General features: G+C 45.4%; 14 protein-coding genes and 2 tRNA genes. 12 read left to right on the top strand and 4 right to left on the bottom strand.

Features of this window, described 5'->3' with window-relative positions:
- Positions 1 to 33 precede the first annotated feature (33 nt).
- Positions 34 to 1,431 (top strand): STM4012 family radical SAM protein, encoded by a 1,398-nt coding sequence (locus BLS14_RS25635; protein ID WP_063566704.1) that lies wholly within the window; start codon positions 34 to 36, stop codon positions 1,429 to 1,431.
- Positions 1,428 to 2,291: an STM4011 family radical SAM protein gene (locus tag BLS14_RS25630; protein ID WP_063566705.1), complete on the top strand. Its 864-nt coding sequence runs from the start codon at positions 1,428 to 1,430 to the stop codon at positions 2,289 to 2,291. The genes BLS14_RS25635 and BLS14_RS25630 overlap by 4 nt, the downstream gene beginning before the upstream one ends.
- 80 nt (positions 2,292 to 2,371) lie before the next feature.
- Here the strand turns inward: BLS14_RS25630 and asnB are convergent, their stop codons facing one another.
- A complete protein-coding gene (asnB, locus tag BLS14_RS25625) occupies positions 2,372 to 4,216 on the bottom strand; it encodes an asparagine synthase (glutamine-hydrolyzing) (protein ID WP_063566706.1) in 1,845 nt (614 codons plus the stop codon).
- A 194-nt stretch (positions 4,217 to 4,410) separates the two neighbouring features.
- On the opposite strand from asnB, the gene BLS14_RS25620 reads away from it, so the two are divergent.
- The 3 genes from BLS14_RS25620 to BLS14_RS33320 all read left to right on the top strand — a co-directional run bounded on the left by BLS14_RS25620 (position 4,411) and on the right by BLS14_RS33320 (position 5,312).
- On the top strand, positions 4,411 to 4,710 hold the full coding sequence (locus BLS14_RS25620; RefSeq protein WP_063566707.1) for a hypothetical protein: 300 nt from the start codon (positions 4,411 to 4,413) through the stop codon (positions 4,708 to 4,710).
- Positions 4,711 to 4,735: 25 nt separating this feature from the next.
- The gene (locus BLS14_RS25615; RefSeq protein WP_063566708.1) at positions 4,736 to 5,092 is read left to right on the top strand and encodes a hypothetical protein; all 357 of its coding nucleotides are present in this window, start codon (positions 4,736 to 4,738) and stop codon (positions 5,090 to 5,092) included.
- Positions 5,093 to 5,183: 91 nt separating this feature from the next.
- Entirely contained in the window at positions 5,184 to 5,312 is a 129-nt protein-coding gene (locus tag BLS14_RS33320; protein ID WP_256336669.1) for a hypothetical protein, read from the top strand.
- A gap of 83 nt (positions 5,313 to 5,395) precedes the next feature.
- On the opposite strand, the gene BLS14_RS25610 is transcribed toward BLS14_RS33320, so the two are convergent.
- Positions 5,396 to 5,689 (bottom strand): magnetosome magnetite crystal formation protein family, encoded by a 294-nt coding sequence (locus BLS14_RS25610; protein WP_063566709.1) that lies wholly within the window; start codon positions 5,687 to 5,689, stop codon positions 5,396 to 5,398.
- Positions 5,690 to 5,971: 282 nt separating this feature from the next.
- Between BLS14_RS25610 and BLS14_RS25605 the strand changes: the two genes are divergently transcribed.
- The 3 genes from BLS14_RS25605 to BLS14_RS25595 all read left to right on the top strand — a co-directional run bounded on the left by BLS14_RS25605 (position 5,972) and on the right by BLS14_RS25595 (position 12,040).
- Positions 5,972 to 6,045 (top strand) — tRNA-Arg (locus BLS14_RS25605).
- Positions 6,046 to 6,335: 290 nt separating this feature from the next.
- Positions 6,336 to 7,130: a class I SAM-dependent methyltransferase gene (locus tag BLS14_RS25600; RefSeq protein WP_256336668.1), complete on the top strand. Its 795-nt coding sequence runs from the start codon at positions 6,336 to 6,338 to the stop codon at positions 7,128 to 7,130.
- Between the two features lie 383 nt (positions 7,131 to 7,513).
- On the top strand, positions 7,514 to 12,040 hold the full coding sequence (locus tag BLS14_RS25595) for a S8 family serine peptidase (protein WP_090954596.1): 4,527 nt from the start codon (positions 7,514 to 7,516) through the stop codon (positions 12,038 to 12,040).
- Positions 12,041 to 12,130: 90 nt separating this feature from the next.
- Here BLS14_RS25595 and BLS14_RS25590 read toward each other — a convergent pair whose 3' ends face one another.
- Entirely contained in the window at positions 12,131 to 13,366 is a 1,236-nt protein-coding gene (locus BLS14_RS25590) for a CynX/NimT family MFS transporter (protein WP_090810438.1), read from the bottom strand.
- Between the two features lie 292 nt (positions 13,367 to 13,658).
- Positions 13,659 to 13,732 (bottom strand) — tRNA-Arg (locus BLS14_RS25585).
- A 191-nt stretch (positions 13,733 to 13,923) separates the two neighbouring features.
- On the opposite strand from BLS14_RS25585, the gene BLS14_RS25580 reads away from it, so the two are divergent.
- From BLS14_RS25580 to clpX, 4 genes are all read left to right on the top strand, one after another.
- Complete coding sequence (locus tag BLS14_RS25580; protein WP_371121671.1) at positions 13,924 to 14,901, top strand: hypothetical protein; 978 nt, start codon at positions 13,924 to 13,926, stop codon at positions 14,899 to 14,901.
- 135 nt (positions 14,902 to 15,036) lie between these two features.
- Entirely contained in the window at positions 15,037 to 16,377 is a 1,341-nt protein-coding gene (tig, locus tag BLS14_RS25575) for a trigger factor (RefSeq protein ID WP_090954594.1), read from the top strand.
- A 377-nt stretch (positions 16,378 to 16,754) separates the two neighbouring features.
- Positions 16,755 to 17,345, top strand: coding sequence for an ATP-dependent Clp endopeptidase proteolytic subunit ClpP (gene clpP / locus BLS14_RS25570; protein WP_024633993.1), 591 nt, complete (start codon positions 16,755 to 16,757; stop codon positions 17,343 to 17,345).
- A gap of 12 nt (positions 17,346 to 17,357) precedes the next feature.
- On the top strand, positions 17,358 to 18,611 hold the full coding sequence (gene clpX / locus BLS14_RS25565; RefSeq protein WP_063566713.1) for an ATP-dependent protease ATP-binding subunit ClpX: 1,254 nt from the start codon (positions 17,358 to 17,360) through the stop codon (positions 18,609 to 18,611).
- The last annotated feature ends 93 nt before the right edge of the window (positions 18,612 to 18,704 follow it).

Here is an 18,704-nt window from a genome sequence, read left to right as displayed (position 1 = left end):
AACAACTACAAACCGGATACAGGGAGGAAACCGATGGACGATCAATCTCAACATACGACAGCAGGTCATTCCGCACAGTCCGGATCCAATACAGCTACAGGTCTCAGAGAAGTGCTTGCTTCCCCCTATCGCTCTTATTTATATTCGTATCCCCACAAGACCGCATATCGGGAGTTGAACCCACCTTTACCGCTCGGTCCATTGTGGGAACGTGAGAATACCGATACGTATTTTTTATATATGCACATTCCGTTTTGTGCCGCTCGTTGCGGATTCTGCAACCTGTTCACGTTGCCGGATCGTCGTGATGACACCCATGTGCGTTATGTGGATGCGCTGGAACGGCAAGCCAAACAGTGGGCACCACTCACATCACGGAGACCCTATTCGAGGTTTGCCATCGGTGGTGGGACGCCCACATTATTAAATGAAATTCAATTGAACCGCTTGTTCGATATTGCGGAACAGGTGATGGGGCTCGATCCAACGCAAGCTTCGATCTCGGTAGAAACATCACCGGATACCGTGACGGAAGCCAAATTGGCGATCATGAAGGAGCGAAGTGTGGACCGGGTAAGTATGGGCATCCAAAGTTTTATCGAAGCCGAAGCCTCGGCCATTTACCGTCCGCAAAAACCACAGGAAGTGGAACGCGCGCTTGAGAAGCTTACACGGTATGAATTCCCTCTGTTGAATCTGGACCTAATCTATGGTCTGCCAGGACAAACGGTGGAATCATGGCTGTATTCGCTGGAACGTGTCCTTTCATATGAACCGGGTGAGATTTTCATTTACCCACTGTACACCCGCGAGAATACCATTGTGAAACCGGATGATATACAACGTCAGGGACCGGATATTCGGATGGAGCTGTATAAGGCTGCGCGTGAGACTTTAAAAAGCAGAGGCTATGTCCAGTATTCCATGCGCAGATTTGCCAAAGAACAATCATCTTCTGGAAGCAAAGAGCTTCTACCCTACAGCTGTCAGGAGGAAGGCATGGTTGGTCTCGGTTGCGGTGCACGCTCTTATACCAGTGAAGTACACTATGCTTCCAAGTATGGTGTTAGTTATAAGACCACACAGAGCATCATCGCCGATTATGTGGCAACCGAGCGTTATGATGTGGCCGATTACGGCATTGTACTCAGCCGGGAGGAGCAGAAGCGCCGCTTTATTCTGAAAGCCCTGCTGCATCGGGAAGGTTTGGCGCTGTCGGATTATGATCAGCGATTCGGGACGGAAGTCCTGTCAGACTACGGATGGTTGAGTGAACTGTTGTCTGAGGGCATGGCTGAGCTTGAGCAGGACGATAAGGGTAACCGGGTACTGCGTCTGACAGAAGAGGGACTAGGCTACTCGGATGCCATTGGAGATTGGCTCATATCCGCTGAGGTTCGTGAACAAATGGAAGGGTTTGTGTTCTCATGAGAGCAACCTTGTATTATCGGGGGAAGCTGTCGTCCTGTAATTACGACTGTCCATACTGCCCGTTTAGCAAAACGGTAGATTCCAAGGAGACGTTGGAAGTGGATGAACAACAACTGCGTCAATTTGTGAATTGGGTTAAGGATCAGGAGAGTGCTGGACATCAATTTTCGATTTTCTTTAACCCTTATGGAGAAGCTCTGGTAAGACGTTGGTATCGGGAAGCGATGATTGAACTATCGCATATGCCACATGTGGATAAAATTGCAGTCCAAACCAATCTGTCTGTCAAACTGGACTGGGCGCGCGAAATGAACCGGGATAAAGCGGCATTCTGGGCAACCTATCACCCGCGTGAAACGAAGGAGTCTTCCTTCGTCAAACAATGTTTGACTTTACGTGAGATGGGACTTGCTTTCAGTGTAGGGACGGTTGGATTGCGCAGCGCATTTCCTGCTATTGAATCGATGAGGCAGGCGTTACCCGATGACGTGTATATGTGGATCAATGCATTTAAAGATCGACCCAATTATTACAGCGTGGAAGAGGTCGACTTTTTACGATCCGTTGATCCGCTGTTTGATGGGAACCTGCGGGATTATGATAGTCTGGGCAAGCGCTGTTCCGCTGGTTCGGAGGTATTTTATGTGCAAGGGTCAGGGCATGTAAAAAGGTGTTACAAGGATCGTCGAATTATTGGGCATCTCTACCGCGATGGTTTGCAGGCTTTGGCCGCAGATCGGCCGTGTGGCATGAAGAAGTGTGGCTGTTACATCGGTTATATTCATATGGAGGATTCTCCGTTCAGAGATATCTTTGGAAGTGGATTGCTTGAACGTAATCCGGTACTGATCAATCCATAGATATCGGTAAAGGGGTGCTTGATGAACAGCTATTATGCTGCTCATCGGCACCCCTTTTAAGAATGAAAAGATAGCTTTTTTTATCGAATGGCCACTTTGTACGTACGCAACCACGAGTTGATCTGTGTCAGATATGCAAATAGCTGTGGACCCGACATTAACTGTCCAAACCAGGGCAGGTTCGATGAAGCATCCGGTGAAGAGGCCAATTTACGAATTTGAGCTTTGTCGATTAAAGGCAAGATCGGTGAGCTTGCGTCATCCAGAATATCAAGCACCTGCTGTTTAACGGCAGCAAGATACTGCGGATTATGTGTTTTCGGATAAGGACTCTTTTTCCGGTACAACACATCGTCAGGCAGTACACCTTCCAGCGCTTTACGCAGAATGCCTTTTTCCCGTCCGCCTGTCATTTTCATGTCCCAAGGCACGTTAAATACATATTGAATCAAACGGTGATCACAGTAAGGTACCCGAACCTCAAGGCCCGCTCCCATACTCATCCGATCTTTCCGATCCAGTAGTGTAGGCATGAAGCGGGTGATGTTTAGATAGGACATTACTCGCATTTGGGCTGCTTTACCGGTCTCCCCATCGAGTAAAGGTACTTCAGCCACAGCATCCGAGTAGCGGTCCGCGAGATAGTCGAGTGGCCTGATCCATTCCCGAATGTCCGGGGATAACAATCCTGCTCGCATATCAGGCGCAACAGACCATGGGAATGTACCGGAGTTGAGCATCTCTTCCCGGTGGAACCAAGGATAACCGCCAAATACTTCATCCGCTGCTTCGCCCGAAATGGCAACGGTGGCTCCTTTTTTGATTTCTTTACAGAACAGATAGAGAGAGGAATCTACATCCGCCATACCTGGCAAATCACGCACAAGCATCGCCTGGGTCAGTGCGTGAACCAACTCGCCATTTTCAATCTCAATCCAGTGATGATCTGTCTTCAGTTCATCCACCATACGCTTAATCCAGGGTCCATCTGCACCAGGCTGGAAGGAATGGGCCTGAAAATGCTTTGCATTATCCACATAGTCAACAGAATACGTGCTGACCTGGCCTTGACCTGTACGGTTATAATAATCTACCGCTAACGCAGATAGAGCGCTTGAATCCAGTCCCCCCGACAAAAGAGAGCAGACCGGAACGTCAGAAGCTAATTGGCGTTCTAATGTATCCTGCAACAGTCTGCGTACTTCGGCAGCTGTCTCTTCCAAATTATGTTCGTGATTCTGACTTTCCAGCTTCCAGTAAGCATAGGTTTTAATACCGTTTCGGTTGTAGATAAGCGCATGCGCAGGTTTGAGCTCGTTAAGGGAGGAGTATACGCCGTGTCCAGGTGTCCGGGCAGGACCGACAATAAATACTTCTGCCAAACCTTCAGGGCCTACTGCAGCTTCTACATCCGGGTGGATGAGCAGTGATTTCGGTTCTGAGCCAAATACGAGTGCATCCTTTGCATGACTGTAGAACAGGGGTTTGACACCCAACCGATCACGGGCGATAAAAACCTGTTCACGTCCGCCATCCCATATGGCAAAAGCAAAAATTCCGTTAAACCGGTCAACGCAGGCCGGACCCCACTCAATATAAGAGGCGAGCAGCACTTCCGTATCACATTGTGTGCGGAAATGGTGTCCGCGCTGGAGCAATTCCTTTTTCAACTCGGGTGCATTGTATAGTTCTCCGTTATACACGACGGTATAGGAGGTGTCTCCTTGTAACGCATGCATGGGCTGTGCCCCGTTCTCCGGGTCCATAACGCTGAGACGCCGATGTCCGAACGCACAAGGATTGGAGATCCATGTACCTGAAGCGTCGGGCCCCCGGTTCGACAAGCTGTCCGTCATCCGGACCAGCAGCTCTGATTCCTGGGTCAAATCCCGATTCCACTGTATGAAGCCGGTTATACCGCACATGGTTTGTTCATCCTTTCTTAGTCGAGTCATTCATCCGTATGGCTGCTTAGTTGCTAACAGCCAGCAAATGTTGTCTTTTTCGTCAGAAGTCGTAACAAATATATGCCGAAAGCAGGCATAAAATGTCTGTCCTCTTCGGAAACTATATCTAGGGACAACGGCCTCAACATGCCTGTGAAGGAGAGAACTTGCAAATGGACAGTATGACCTATTATGTATCTGTCATGGGGCGCTCCGTTATTCCGGACCCGCACGTAACGTCGTATGAATGGGTGATCCAGGCGACGCCTCAGGAGGCGGAACAATTACTGGGACTGCTTAATCTGATGCAGGAAAAAGAGGAAGAGGCCTTTCCAGGAATGGTATTCCCTTGGCCGGATACGCCGGAGGAGTCTGTAAACCGCGCATATGAAGCAGTGTTACAGCAGGTGTATCGGGAGATTTACCGTTTGGGAACACCAGAGACCCGATACCAGATCGAACAAAGTACATGAAATGGACAAAGGAGCGCGATAACAAATGTATGCCATTCAGGATGCCAAAATACGCAGATTAACCGAAGTGGATGGATTGTCTTGTGCAGAAGTTGAGGTACAGCCTGGAAATACGGGTGATCCGTCTTTGCTTGTATACGTTGCGGCTACCCAGCCAGGGAATTCGCTTGAAGTCGTTCGAATTGTACGCAATCATTCGGATGCAGTCCTGGATTGGTACAATAACAATATGCACAACGCGTTTGAAGATGCCACGGAAACGGCGTTTGAGAACAGTGAAGGCATTACAGCAGGAGAAGATAAAGCCCGGTTTCAGAGTGAGTTACTTGCTTTTGGATTACTGGGACCGACGCTTCAGCGTTATTTGGTGGGGCAAGGTTAAGGTGGGCGTTCCAACAAATGCCGATAGCTGCAAAGGATAAGCGGAATTACCCGGAGCCATACTATATGCAAGTTCCGGGGAGGTGATAGCAGTGGCTTCCAAGTTCAAGAAAAACAAAGGGAACCTTTATGCGCATCATACCGAGTTTGCCGAGGAAGTGCTCGCCATTAACAGCAAGCGTCCTGCCCAGAGAAATCCGTGGCGTCAGGGAAACAAGTAACCGGAATGCAGAAACCCGCCCTTCTTTCGAAAGGCGGGTTTTTGAATGTTTATTTTAACTTCGTTGTGGAGCTTGTGGTTAGGTTAGGCATATTCACGCAGTACTTGAATACCTTTGACGATATTGTACACAAAACTTAATGCATAAATGACAAAGAACAGAATTACGAATCCGACAGCGGAACCTAGACTGTGGGCGGTAACGAAGAAATAAAGTAGCGGGATTGCCGCAAGAAACGGGAATATATGTGAGAGTAAGGCTCGTTTAGCATGTCCCTCAATATAGTTGTCTTTAGCTACAATCCAAATAATGATGGGAAACAGGAACGGGGCGAAGAAGATACTAAAATAGGATAATGCTGATAAAAGTTGTCTCATAGCGGTTTCTCTCCTTTATTTGGTTCAGTTGAATGTATGTATGCAAATGATTACCCAGCAAGTCTCATCCTGAATATGTCTGCCCATTTTAAATGCAACTGAGCTTAATATCCTCAATATTGCCTGCTTAAAGCATTCATATTCTGTACCTGTGTTGAGTATGAAAATAATACGTTCAAGTCATGTGGAAGGATGCAATTATTAATTTTTTTATAAAACTATTGAAAAATATAGAAATGAGAGTATAATAGGAATCGCGCGGTATTTTTATTATACATATTTGTCTCAGTAGCTCAGCAGGATAGAGCAACGGCCTTCTAAGCCGTCGGTCGGGGGTTCGAATCCCTCCTGGGACGTTAGAAAAAAGCTTCCTTCGGGAAGCTTTTTTGCGTACAGGGGATGAGAACCCCAAAGGTTCGTCGGAGCATGGGCTTCGGTAGGAATTACTTCGCAGTCTCGACTGGAAGGAGAGTATCCCTCCTGGGACGTTAGAAAAAAGCTTCCTTCGGGAAGCTTTTTTGCGTACAAGGGATGAGAACCCCGAAGTTAGGAGGTTGGTAATTGTTTATAGGTGTAAACTATCAAGTGTATAGAATTTATATATTTAATTAATAAACCATCTTGTGACACAATGAAGATATCAATCATGAAAGCGATGGTGGTATCCATGCAATCGATTAATCAATGGCAAGCGGATGAGTATGACAACAAACTGGCTTTTGTATCGGGTTATGGTAAAAGTTTAATCTCATGGCTTCAACCTCAAAAAGGGGAGTATATCCTTGATTTGGGATGCGGGACGGGGGATTTGACGTACGAAATTACTGCAGCGCAGGCTGAGGTAGTCGGCATGGATGCATCACCCGACATGATTCGTCGTGCAAGAGGGAAGTTTCCCAATATCGAGTTCATGGAGGGGGACGGACATCAGTTTGCGACGAACAAGCTCTATGATGCCGTCTTTTCCAATGCAGCTCTACATTGGATGCGAAGTCCGCGACTTGTAGTGGATAGTATATGGAAGTCTTTGAAGCCTGGGGGACGTTTTGTAGCGGAGTTCGGTGGCAAAGGCAATGTACAGATCATTGTAGATGCATTAGAGGAAGTGTTTGAACGACACACTGGCATTCCTGGATCAGAGCGCAACCCTTGGTATTTCCCGACGATCGGGCAATATAGCAACATTTTGGAACAATGCGGTTTTTTGGTGCGACAGGCCTACCACTATGACCGTCCTACTAGACTGGCGGATGGTGAACAGGGTATAGAGGGCTGGTTGGCTCATTTTGGAGGGGACTATTTTGATGGTTTGAGTCAGGAACAAATTCAGGAAATCTGTCGTGAAACGAACCAAATCGTTGTGCCGAAGCTCTGGAAAGAAGATGCAATCTATGCCGATTATAAGCGTCTTCGAATTGAAGCAGTGAAGCCGGGAAGTTAAATAAACAAAATATGTATCTTTGTTAAATGAATTAATAGAATGTTTTTCATGAAATCCATCGATCACAATTAGGCTAGGAATCTCTTTCAGAATGAAGAGGCTCTTGGCCTTTTTTCCTATGCTGTATTTAAAATTTGAAATATTCAATCGACAAATAAATACAATTTCACGCTTTTCTCTTACTCAAGAACCATATAAGTAATTTTGATATCATATTTGTAATTATTTAGAAGGAAAATGTGTTATTTTAGTAGAATAATTTACCAAGGGTCAATCTTCTTGCAGATAGGGCGGTGAGTTGTTCACAGGTATTGCAGTACTTGTCATAGCAGGACCCAAGCGATTGGTGAGGTACTTTCATATTGAGAAGGAGGGGCATAGCCTTGAATAAACGATTGATATCCATATTGTTAAGTATCCTAATGACTTTTTCTATCATCATGCCAGCGGCCGGAGCCGCTCCTGTAGGTGTTCAGCTTGAGAACTCGCTAAGCAAGGGCGAAGCCACACAATGGAGAGAGATTCTTGCCCAGCGGGAAGGAAAGCTTGCAGCAGATCCATTTTTGGACAAGAGCCTAGAAGGTCTTGGGGGAGAGAAAACAAGAGTAATTGTTGAGCTCTCCAATAAACCAGTTGCTGTTGCGCAAGGCGAATCTACCCTCTCAGGAAAATCTTTTACCTCCTCTATGGAAACAAAGGCTGTGACTCAAGTCGAGCAACAACAACAGTCATTTGTACATAGCCTCACTCAGAATAAAATCAAACACGAAGTATTGGAAAATTACGCATATGCCCTGAATGGTGTAGCCATTGAACTTAAGGGTAACCAATTGGGACAGTTGCTTCGCATACCGGGCGTTGTCAGTGTATACCCTGACCTTGAAATTACCGTATCCCCGGAAACAGATGAAGTGAATCCTTATATGAAAGATACCGCACCATTTATTGGCGCCCCTGAAGTATGGAATCTGGGATACAAAGGAAAAGGTGTCAAAGTTGGTGTTATTGATACAGGAATCGATTATGAGCATCCTAATTTGCAAGACGCCTACAAAGGTGGATGGGATTTCGTAGGAAATGACAATGATCCTTACGAAACAACACATGAAGAATGGAAAGTGTCTGGGGCACCTGAGTTTAATGCCAATGGAAGCGCCTATTACACATCCCACGGTACTCACGTAGCCGGTACCATTGCTGCTCGAGAAGCAGGGGACTACGGCATTGTCGGCGTTGCACCCGAAGCTGATATCTATGCCTATCGTGTTCTTGGACCCTATGGTAGTGGACAAACCTCATGGGTATTAGGGGGAATCGATCGTTCCGTTGCCGATGGTATGGATGTAATCAATCTCTCGTTGGGTAACGCTGCCAATGATCCAAGTTACATTACTTCGGTTGCTCTTAACAATGCCATGCTGTCTGGCGTGACTGCAGTTGTAGCAAGTGGTAATGATGGCCCGAATCGTTATACATTAGGTTCTCCAGGAGCATCGGCTATGGCAATCACTGTAGGTAACTCCACAGGGCCTAGCCAAAGCATTACAGCCAACACTCATTTCTGGATTGGTGAGGAAGGTAAAGGTACGCTTCCAGAAGAACAGCCTGTCCCTGAAGTTGAGCCATCTCCTGAACTGGGAACAGCACCGGGAACGGAAACTCCTGAAGTTCCGGCTCAAGGTGAACCATCAACAACACCGGAAGGTGCAACAGGTGAAGAAGCTTCATCAACAAACGAAGCGGCATTGTCTGGATCAGCGTCTGCTGATGTTACAGCTCTAGATGTGGAAGACAGCCAATCCGAAGAGGGTGTTCAGCCAGCCTCGCCTTCTGCGCCGATCGAAACCTCTCCAGAGGTTGAAACTGTGAAAGAAGAGCCTGCCATTGCTCCAACTGAAACGGAGCAAAATCCATTGGGTGTTACTGAGTCGGTGTACCGACTTGATGTAATGGGCTGGAGCCTCTCAGCAGATCCGGAATCTGTTTTGACGAATCAATATGATCTTTTATTCGCAGGGTTGGGTAAACCGACCGACTTTGAAGGCAAGGATTTTACAGGCAAAGTGGCTTTTGTACAGCGCGGTGAGCTGGCATTTGTAGAGAAAGTAGCCAATGCCAAAGCTGCTGGTGCAGTTGCTATTATCGTATATAACAATATTCCAGGCCCGATCGGTGTGAGTTTGGGAGATAATTTTGAACTTATTCCAACTTTGAGCATGTCGAAGGAAGATGGAGAAAGTATCAAAGCTGAGCTGGATGCCGGTCAAAGCGTTCAAGTGAGCTTCAGTGACTTCGTTAAAGGTCAAACGGCTGGCGATGAAATGAATCCATCCAGCTCCCGCGGACCAGCCAAGGTGACTCTGGATATCAAACCGGATATAGTTGCACCGGGTACCAGCATTCTTTCTACTGTTCCTGCCTATGGCAAGGACGAACCTGGAGCTGATTATTCACAGGCTTACGATCGTAAATCAGGTACAAGTATGGCCACACCTCATGTTGCCGGACTGGTTGCCCTGTTGATTGAGAAGCACAGTGACTGGACACCATTTGATATTAAAGTTGCACTCATGAACAATGGTAAAGTGCTCGACACGACAAAATACGATGTGTTTGATCAAGGTGCAGGTCGTATTCAAGCGGTGAAAACGATTGATCCTGCTGCATTTGTTAAAGTATTGGATGTAACGAAATACACAGAGAATGGCGTGGCTGTCGAGAAACCAAATGTTACAGGTAGTGTGAATTTTGGTAACTTCCTCAGCACGGACGAAAAAACCGTCAGCAAAACGATCAAAGTGGAGTCGCTGAATGGCAGCGGTGGAAACTACACTGTAAGCGTGAATCCAACTCGTACAATTCCTGGTGTATCCGTTGCAGTGGATAAGAGCTCTTTTACACTGAATGGTGAGGAAGAGTTACAGGTTACTATTACAGTTCCAAAAGGTGTTACTGCGGTAACAGAAGCGCAAGGCTACCTTCAGTTGTCTAATGGAACGGACACATTTAGTGTTCCATATGTCGCACATTTCAACCTTACATTGGCAGGCGTTAAATACATTGAGACTGTGAAAGGTACAGAGAAGAACCCGTTCCATTATCCATTGAAGCCTGATGGTACGCTGGATACACTCAATGTAGCTATGGAATTCTACAATCCCATGAATTTTGCCCTTATTGAGATCTTCGATGGCCTTAACCCGGATGGGGGCTATTATGGAGACGGATATATTGGATCTATTTTTGGAAACTACTATAGTTTCGCTGCCAACACAAGATATACTCTGGCTTGGGATGGACAGTATGCAGACTACACTACCGACGAGGTAACGACTATTCCAGATGGTCTTTACACGGTTGATATCACTGCAATCGGTGTTGATGGAAAAACGTATATCGAAGATACTTCTCCATTTTTGGTGAAAAAAGCAGCTCCGGTTGTAACAGCACCAGAAAATCTGGAAGTGGTGCAGGCGGACAAAGAAGCTTTGACAGGTAATGTTGATGATCTTTATATCGTAGCCGCTCCAGCGCTTAAAAGTGGATGGGATACTGAACTTGATGTAACAGCTTCATTGAAGGCTGGTTACACTGTGAAAGATACAACGAATAAGAAGATTACGGAAGGTGCCTTTGAAGTTGAAACAGACGGCTCATTCACTCTTAGACTCGGCAAGTTGTTAGCTGGGGAGTACATTGTGGAAATGTCTGTTGAAGACTTGCAAGGTTTGATTGGAACAGCGACTACATCACTTCTGGTGAAAAAAAATCCTGATCCGGAAGTTCCTAATCCTGGTACACCATCACCGGGCTCTGGTTCAGGGTCTTCAGGCGGATCTAGTTCTTCCAATTCTTCCCCATCAACTACACCTACGCCTACAATTAAAGGTGACGCATCTGTATCCGAAAAGAAAAACGCTGACGGAACTACACAGGCTACAGCAGCGATTTCCGAAGCGGTAATTAATACACAGTTGCAGGATGATAAGAAGGAAATCAAGCTGGATTTATCAAGCGTTGAGTTTGACAAATATAGTCTAGTAGATCTGACAATCAGTAAGGCTATTGCTGATAAAATTCAAGCCTCAGGTAAAAATCTGATTATTGAGGGCAAAACGTTCAATGTGACTATACCTGCTGCTTCTTTGACGGATTACGTCACAGATAGAGGATTTAGCTTGAAGTTGCATGTTGCAGAAGGCAAGGATAACAAACAAAACGAGAACATTGTTTCTCAAATTGTATCTATTGATCTTGATGCAGACAAATTCAAGCACAATATTGGGCTTACATTGAAATATGATGTGAACTCTGTAAAAGACGTACGTAAAGTTATTGCTTATCATCAAACAACAAAAGATGCTTGGCAGCCTGCGTCTTTGTCCAATGTGTCTCAAAAAGGGCAATTGGAATTCAATGTAACACAACCAGGTTCTTATGTTGTTGTAGAGAATGCTGTAACTTTTGGAGACATCAACAGCCACTGGGCTAAAGATGAAATCGAAGTTATAGCCTCTCAACAAATTGCTAAGGGTATTAGTGCTAGCACATTCTCACCGAATAGTACCATTACTCATGCAGAATTTGCGACGTTGCTTGATCGTATTTTCGGAACGGGAATCGATTGGGAAACACGTAGTAAAGAAGCGAGTGCACAGGACCAATTGACACGCGAAAATATGGTTTTGATGATTGCCGATGCTTTGGAAATAAAACAAGGAGTAACATCCATTGGTTTCAAGGATGAAGATCAAATTTCAGATGGAGCGAAATCAGCTGTTCATTTTGCTGTAGAGAATGGTTTGGTAAAAGGTATGTCTGGCAACAAGTTTGCTCCAAAAGCTACATCAACTCGTGCTCAAGTATCTGTCGTTCTGTACCGTCTACTTGAATATCTGGATAAGCTTTAATAACTATTCTAATCACAGTGTGAGTTTAGCAAAAAAAGACCTTTCCATTGGGAAAGGTCTCTTTGCTTATATAATGGAAGCTCCAATTCATCATGAACTAATCAAACGATTGGCACTTGCTTTCAATCCCATGAAAAGTAACAGAACAGCAAGTGTAACTTGCAAAAGCAATGGAAGGGTCCATCCTTGTGTCCAATCATGAAGCACACCGAACAGCAACGGTCCGACGGCTGCCAGCATATACCCAAAGGATTGAGCCATACCTGAAAGTCCCGCAGCCTGTCTTGCATCGGATGTACGCAGTACAAAAAACATGGTTACAAGTCCGAACGAAGCCCCGGCTCCAACGCCAGCCAAAGCAACACCGACGGTTACGAGAGAGGAAATACCACTTAAAAGGAATGCGTATCCCAGAATCAGACATGAACCTGTAATTGCTGTCAGCCAACGTTGATCTTTCATTCGTCCAGCCAGAATGGGGACGATGAACGTTACCGGAACACTAACCATTTGCATCAAAGACAACATCCAGCCGGCTGAAGAGGAACTGAAACCCTGATCAGATAGAACCTCTGGCAGCCAGGTAATTGTAGTGTAAAAAATTAAAGATTGCAGTCCCATGAACAATGTGACATACCAGGCTAAGGGAGATGTAATAAGACGAACGGGCTTCGCTTCCGTTCTCGAAGCCACGTAAACTTCGCCGCGACGTCCAGAACGGACGTGAGGCAGCCAGAGAATCAGGGCTAGAATGGACAGTATAGCCCACATGCCCAGTGAAGCATGCCAACCCATGGAGGTTAAGCCTGCCGTGGGAACGCTGATTCCTGAGGCGATAGCGCCCCATATATTCATGGACACGGAATAGAGGCCGGTAACGAGACCCACTCGCAATGGGAAATCCCTTTTGATCAGACTGGGCAGCAATACGTTGCTCAGGGCAATACCACATCCAAGGATTGCTGTTCCTGTAAAAAGAACGGGAACAGAGGGCATAAACCGGAGGGATACGCCTATGGTCACAAGAATTATGGCAGTTAACAGAGCGGTTTCTAGTCCGAATCTTCGCGCCAATTGTGGAGCGAACGGAGAGATTGCTGCGAAGGCAAGCAAAGGAAGAGAGGTAAGCAAGCCTGCCAATGTATGACTTATTCCTGTATCTGTACGGATCAGTTCCACAATTGGACCTGTTGCCGTAATAGGTGAACGCATTGTTGCTGCGATAACGATAATGCCTGCCAGCAAGAGTCCAAGTTTCATGGATGCTGACGATGAATTATCGACTGCAGAATGGTCAGGTGAGTTTTGATGTAAAGAGGATGGCATGGTAAATCTCCTATAGTTTATTTGTCTAATATGTATACTTTGATACATACATATACATAAACAAGCATAACATCCCGTGTCAACATCAGCCGATTAACGTATTCAATCATCCCCAGAACGCAAAAAAAAGCTTCCCGAAGGAAACTTTTCTTTATTACGTCCCAGGAGGGATACTCTCCTTGCAGTCGAGACTGCGAAGTAATCCTATCGAAGCTAATGCTCCGACGAACCATTGGGGTTCTCATCCCCAGAACGCAAAAAAAGCTCCCCGAAAGAAGCTTTTTTTTAATTACGTCCCAGGAGGGATTCGAACCCCCGACCGACGCCTTAGAAGGGCGTTGCTCTATCCAGCTGAGCTACTGAGACATGAAATTTTTCAAGCAAAATTGATTTTATCATAAATAATGATGAATATCAAACATTTTATTATAATACATTTTTCGTATATGATATTTGGCGGCAGTAACGTTTTTTTCATTATAATTAAGGTTATGTTAGAATATCAGAAGAACTCAAAAAAATAGATCGACTTTCGTTTAATATACATCTATTTATGGTTGATTGCGACTGGAGATTCAGGATACAGAGGAGGTGCTCCTATTAAGGAATCCACGACCCCGGAAACCGAGCACAGTAACAATATTGTGCTGTTTCCTAAGACGCTGGACTATTACCAGATTCAATTGACGGTTATGCTAGAAAATGAACGATATGGTGAAGCGATGGACCTGCTTCGCTTTTTGCTGCAATGCCAAGGGCAGGAAGAACGGCATTACGACGAATGGCGAGCCTTGCTCGAATGGCTTGAAGCTGCGTTTCCTCATTACGGGGAAGATTTACCCGAGGTTCGTGAAGAGCGTGAGGAAGAGGAAATTAGTGAAGAGGACATGGCACGTCAACATGCCCGATCCAAGCTTGAGCAGGATGATGGCTATGCGGATAAACTTCTTCGTACCGTAATGGAGGAGCCTTTATCTGAACAAACAATGCTGGCGCTGGAGCAGCTTGCTTATCTCGATCGGCCAGAAATTGATGATTCGCTTATCGGTTGGCTCAAAGACAAGACGCTGCATCCTTTACTTCAGTTCCGCGTGCTTCAGACATTACGTCGCCGAGGTGTTCAAGGCATTATTGCGTTTACTCGTGGGGAAGAACCAGTTGAAGTGGAGATTGATACCGTTCCGCTTAGACCTGAGGATTTCCCGATTCAGATCGTTCAGATTCTTGAAAGAGTGGCAGATCAGACGGAGGTTCATGAACCTACGCTCTTTTATTTTGCACAAGAACTGTGGATTCAATATGTCATGGCTGTGTACGGAACCCGTGATTACATGTCCATGCTGGAAGAAAATGATTCCATGACAGATATATGGGGAGCTGCTCTACATATGACCGTTGCAGACAGTCTGGGCGGTTCGCATGACGAGGAAGATACTCGCTCAATGTATGCTGTGACAGGGGCGATGCGCTTTCGTCTGGAGCAAGCATATCGATCAATGAAGCAGTTTGTTTCTGCCGGTTTGGATGGTCAATAGGACCCGGAAACGTTTTCCTCAAACCGTATCAAGGGATTCCCCTTGAAAAAGAATCTAATCTTGTTTATACTAAAATGGTTATTTTGTACGTGATTGCCTACGTGAACATGCGAATTTTGGAGGGGAAAGTATACAATGAAAGCAACTTGGGAAAAGATAGAGAAGAACCTTGGGGTTCTTGAGGTTGAAGTGGGTGCAGATCGTGTAACTGCAGCACTCGACAAAGCTTTTAATAAAGTAGTTAAACAAGCAAATGTACCTGGATTCCGTAAAGGTAAAGTTCCACGTTCCATCTTTGAAGCTCGTTTCGGTGTAGAAAGCCTGTATCAAGAAGCAATTGACATTTTGCTTCCTGAAGCTTACACAGAAGCAATCGACCAAACGGATATCTTCCCGGTTGATCGTCCTGACGTAGATGTCGAGCAATTCGCTAAAGGACAAGTATTCAAGTTCAAAGCGAAAGTAACAGTTAAACCTGAAGTTACACTGGGTGACTACAAAGGCGTTGAAGTTGCTGTAGCCAAACATGAAGTAACGGATGTAGAAGTGACTGAAGAGCTCGAGCGTCTTCAACAACGTCACGCAGAACTCGTTGTTATCGACGAAGGTTCCGCACAAAACGGCGACGTTGCTGTAATCGACTTTGACGGTTCCGTTGATGGTGTACCTTTCGAAGGTGGACAAGCTGAGGGTTATTCCCTGGAACTTGGTTCCAACACATTCATCCCAGGATTTGAAGAGCAGGTTGTGGGTCTGTCCACAGGCGACTTCAAAGACGTTGAAGTAACTTTCCCTGAGAGCTACCATGCAGCTGAACTGGCTGGCAAAAAAGCGGTATTTAAAGTGAAAGTACATGAAATCAAACGTAAACAACTTCCTGAACTGGATGACGAGTTTGCAAAAGATGTTAGCGAATTTGATACGCTTGAAGAGTACAAAGCTGATCTGAAAACGCAATTGGAATCCCGCAAAGCAGATGAAGCCAAAGCAGCTCAAGAAAATGCTGTTGTAGAAAAAGTGGCTGAAAATGCTGAAGTGGATATTCCTTCTGCAATGGTTGAGAGCGAAGTACAAAACATGATGCGTGATTTCGACAACCGTCTGCGCAACCAAGGTATGAACCTGGAAATGTTCCTGAGCTTCTCTGGTCAAACACAAGCTGACCTGAGAGGACAAATGCAGGAAGATGCTTCCAAACGTGTTCGCAACAACTTGGTTCTTGAAGCCGTTGGCAAAGCGGAAAACATCGAAGTGTCTGACGAAGAAGTTAACCAAGAACTCGAAAAAATGGCTGAGTCTTACAAGCGTCCTGCTGAAGAGATTCGTGGCATTCTCGAGGGTAATGGTTCCCTGGACAGCCTTCGTGATGAAGTGAAACTGCGTAAAACGATCGATGTTCTCGTTGAGAACAGCAAAGTCGTTGAAGCTGTTGAAGCTCCAACTGAAGAAGTTGCTGCAGAAGCTGACGAAAAATAAGACAAGCTGTTACGTAATGAACAGCTGAATAAACGATAAGGCACGTGAATCATTGCGTGCCTTATTTTTAAATTATGGCATCCATTTTATAGAGGATTCAGTAATAATATGGATGGATTTCGTTGTGGCATTGGTTATGCATATTTAAGGTCCTATGGTTCTCCTGCAAATAAAAAAAAGGTGAAACGGCATAGGATTGCTCCGATTTGCACATACATAGAAAACATGGTTAAATATGATCAGGCAAAAAAGTAAACTTACTCCGTCTTTACACCACTTGTGAAAAATGACATTGTCACAGGAACGTGTTAGAATGAATTTGGGTTTGCTTTACAGGTAGCCTATGTCTAATTACATGTAGAAAAGAGGTTGGTCTCATGAGTCTGGTGCCAATGGTTGTTGAACAAACCAATCGAGGCGAGCGGTCTTACGATATATATTCGCGTTTGCTGAAGGATCGCATTATCTTTTTAACCAGTGCGATTGATGACGATGTAGCCAATCTTGTCATAGCGCAGCTTTTGTTTTTGGCAGCCGACGATCCTGAGAAGGATATAAGTTTGTACATTAATTCACCTGGTGGTTCTGTCACCGCAGGGATGGGTATATACGATACGATGCAATATATCAAGCCGGATGTATCGACCATTTGCGTAGGTATGGCAGCAAGCATGGGCTCGTTATTGCTGACAGCCGGAGCTCCTGGCAAACGATATGCGCTGACTAACAGCGAAGTGATGATTCATCAGCCGCTTGGCGGCGTTCAAGGACAGGCTGCGGATATCAAAATTCACGCAGAATGGATTATTAAAACACGTCAGAAACTGAATCAAATATACGTCGATCGTACAGGTCAACCCCTTGAGAAAATCGAGCGGGACACAGACCGTGACTTTTTCATGAGTGCTGAAGAAGCCAAAACGTACGGCATTATTGACCAGGTGCTCAGCAGACCGATCAATTCCTAAAGGGGTGGTTTCATGTTTAAATTTAACGATGAGAAAGGGCAGTTGAAATGCTCTTTTTGCGGTAAATCTCAGGAACAGGTGCGCAAGCTGGTCGCTGGACCGGGCGTTTACATTTGTGATGAATGTATCGAACTGTGCACTGAAATCGTAGAGGAAGAGCTCGGTCATGACGAAGAACTGGACCTCAAAGATATTCCAAAACCGAAAGAAATCCGCGACATTCTTGACCAATACGTCATTGGACAGGATCAGGCGAAGAAATCTTTGTCTGTAGCGGTTTACAATCACTATAAACGGATCAACACACAAAGTAAGATTGAAGATGTTGAATTGCAAAAAAGTAATATTTTGCTGTTAGGACCTACGGGTTCTGGTAAAACGTTGCTTGCGCAAACGATGGCCAAAATCCTTAATGTTCCTTTTGCTATTGCTGATGCAACTTCATTGACGGAAGCAGGTTATGTCGGCGAAGATGTAGAGAACATTCTGCTCAAGCTGATTCAAGCTGCTGATTATGATGTGGAAAAAGCAGAGCGCGGCATTATTTATATCGATGAAATTGATAAAGTAGCGCGTAAATCCGAGAACCCATCCATTACACGTGATGTATCGGGTGAAGGTGTTCAACAAGCGCTCTTGAAAATCCTGGAAGGGACTGTAGCTTCTGTACCTCCACAAGGTGGTCGTAAGCATCCACATCAGGAATTCATCCAGATTGATACCACCAACATCTTGTTCATTTGTGGCGGTGCCTTTGATGGTCTCGAGCAAATGATTAAACGCCGGATCGGTAAAAAAGTCATCGGCTTTAATACCGTTGCGGAACAAAAAGATCTTAAACCAGGTGAATATCTGGGTATGGTATTGCCGGAAGACTTGTTGAAATTCGGTCTGATTCCGGAGTTTGTAGGCCGTTTGCCAGTTATCTCCACTTTAGAGCCGCTGGACGAAGACACATTGGTACGGATTCTTTCCGAGCCAAAAAATGCGCTTACGAAACAGTACCAAAAACTGCTTGAGCTGGATAATGTGAATCTGGTGTTCGAACCAGGAGCATTGCTGGCGATTGCGAAGGAAGCCATTAAACGTAACACGGGTGCACGTGGACTACGTGCAATCATCGAGGGCATTATGCTTGAGATTATGTACGAAGTGCCTTCCCGTGATGATGTTACGAACTGTGTCATTACCGAAGAGGTCGTTGAGAAGAGAGTCGTGCCTGAACTGAGCCAATCCAAGGACGACAAGCAGGAAGAAAGTGCCTAACTAAAGGCGAATATTCCGTTTCAACACTGAAATATAGACTTGTCAGTTCTCCACTCCTGGCAGAAGGCGAATTCATGTCTCTGTCAGGGTGGA

This window comes from Paenibacillus sp. OK060 (genome assembly GCF_900101205.1).
GTDB classification, from domain to species: domain Bacteria; phylum Bacillota; class Bacilli; order Paenibacillales; family Paenibacillaceae; genus Paenibacillus; species Paenibacillus marchantiae.
The sequence above is the reverse complement of the archived record's forward strand: the minus strand, read 5'-3'. Positions and strand labels throughout refer to the sequence as shown.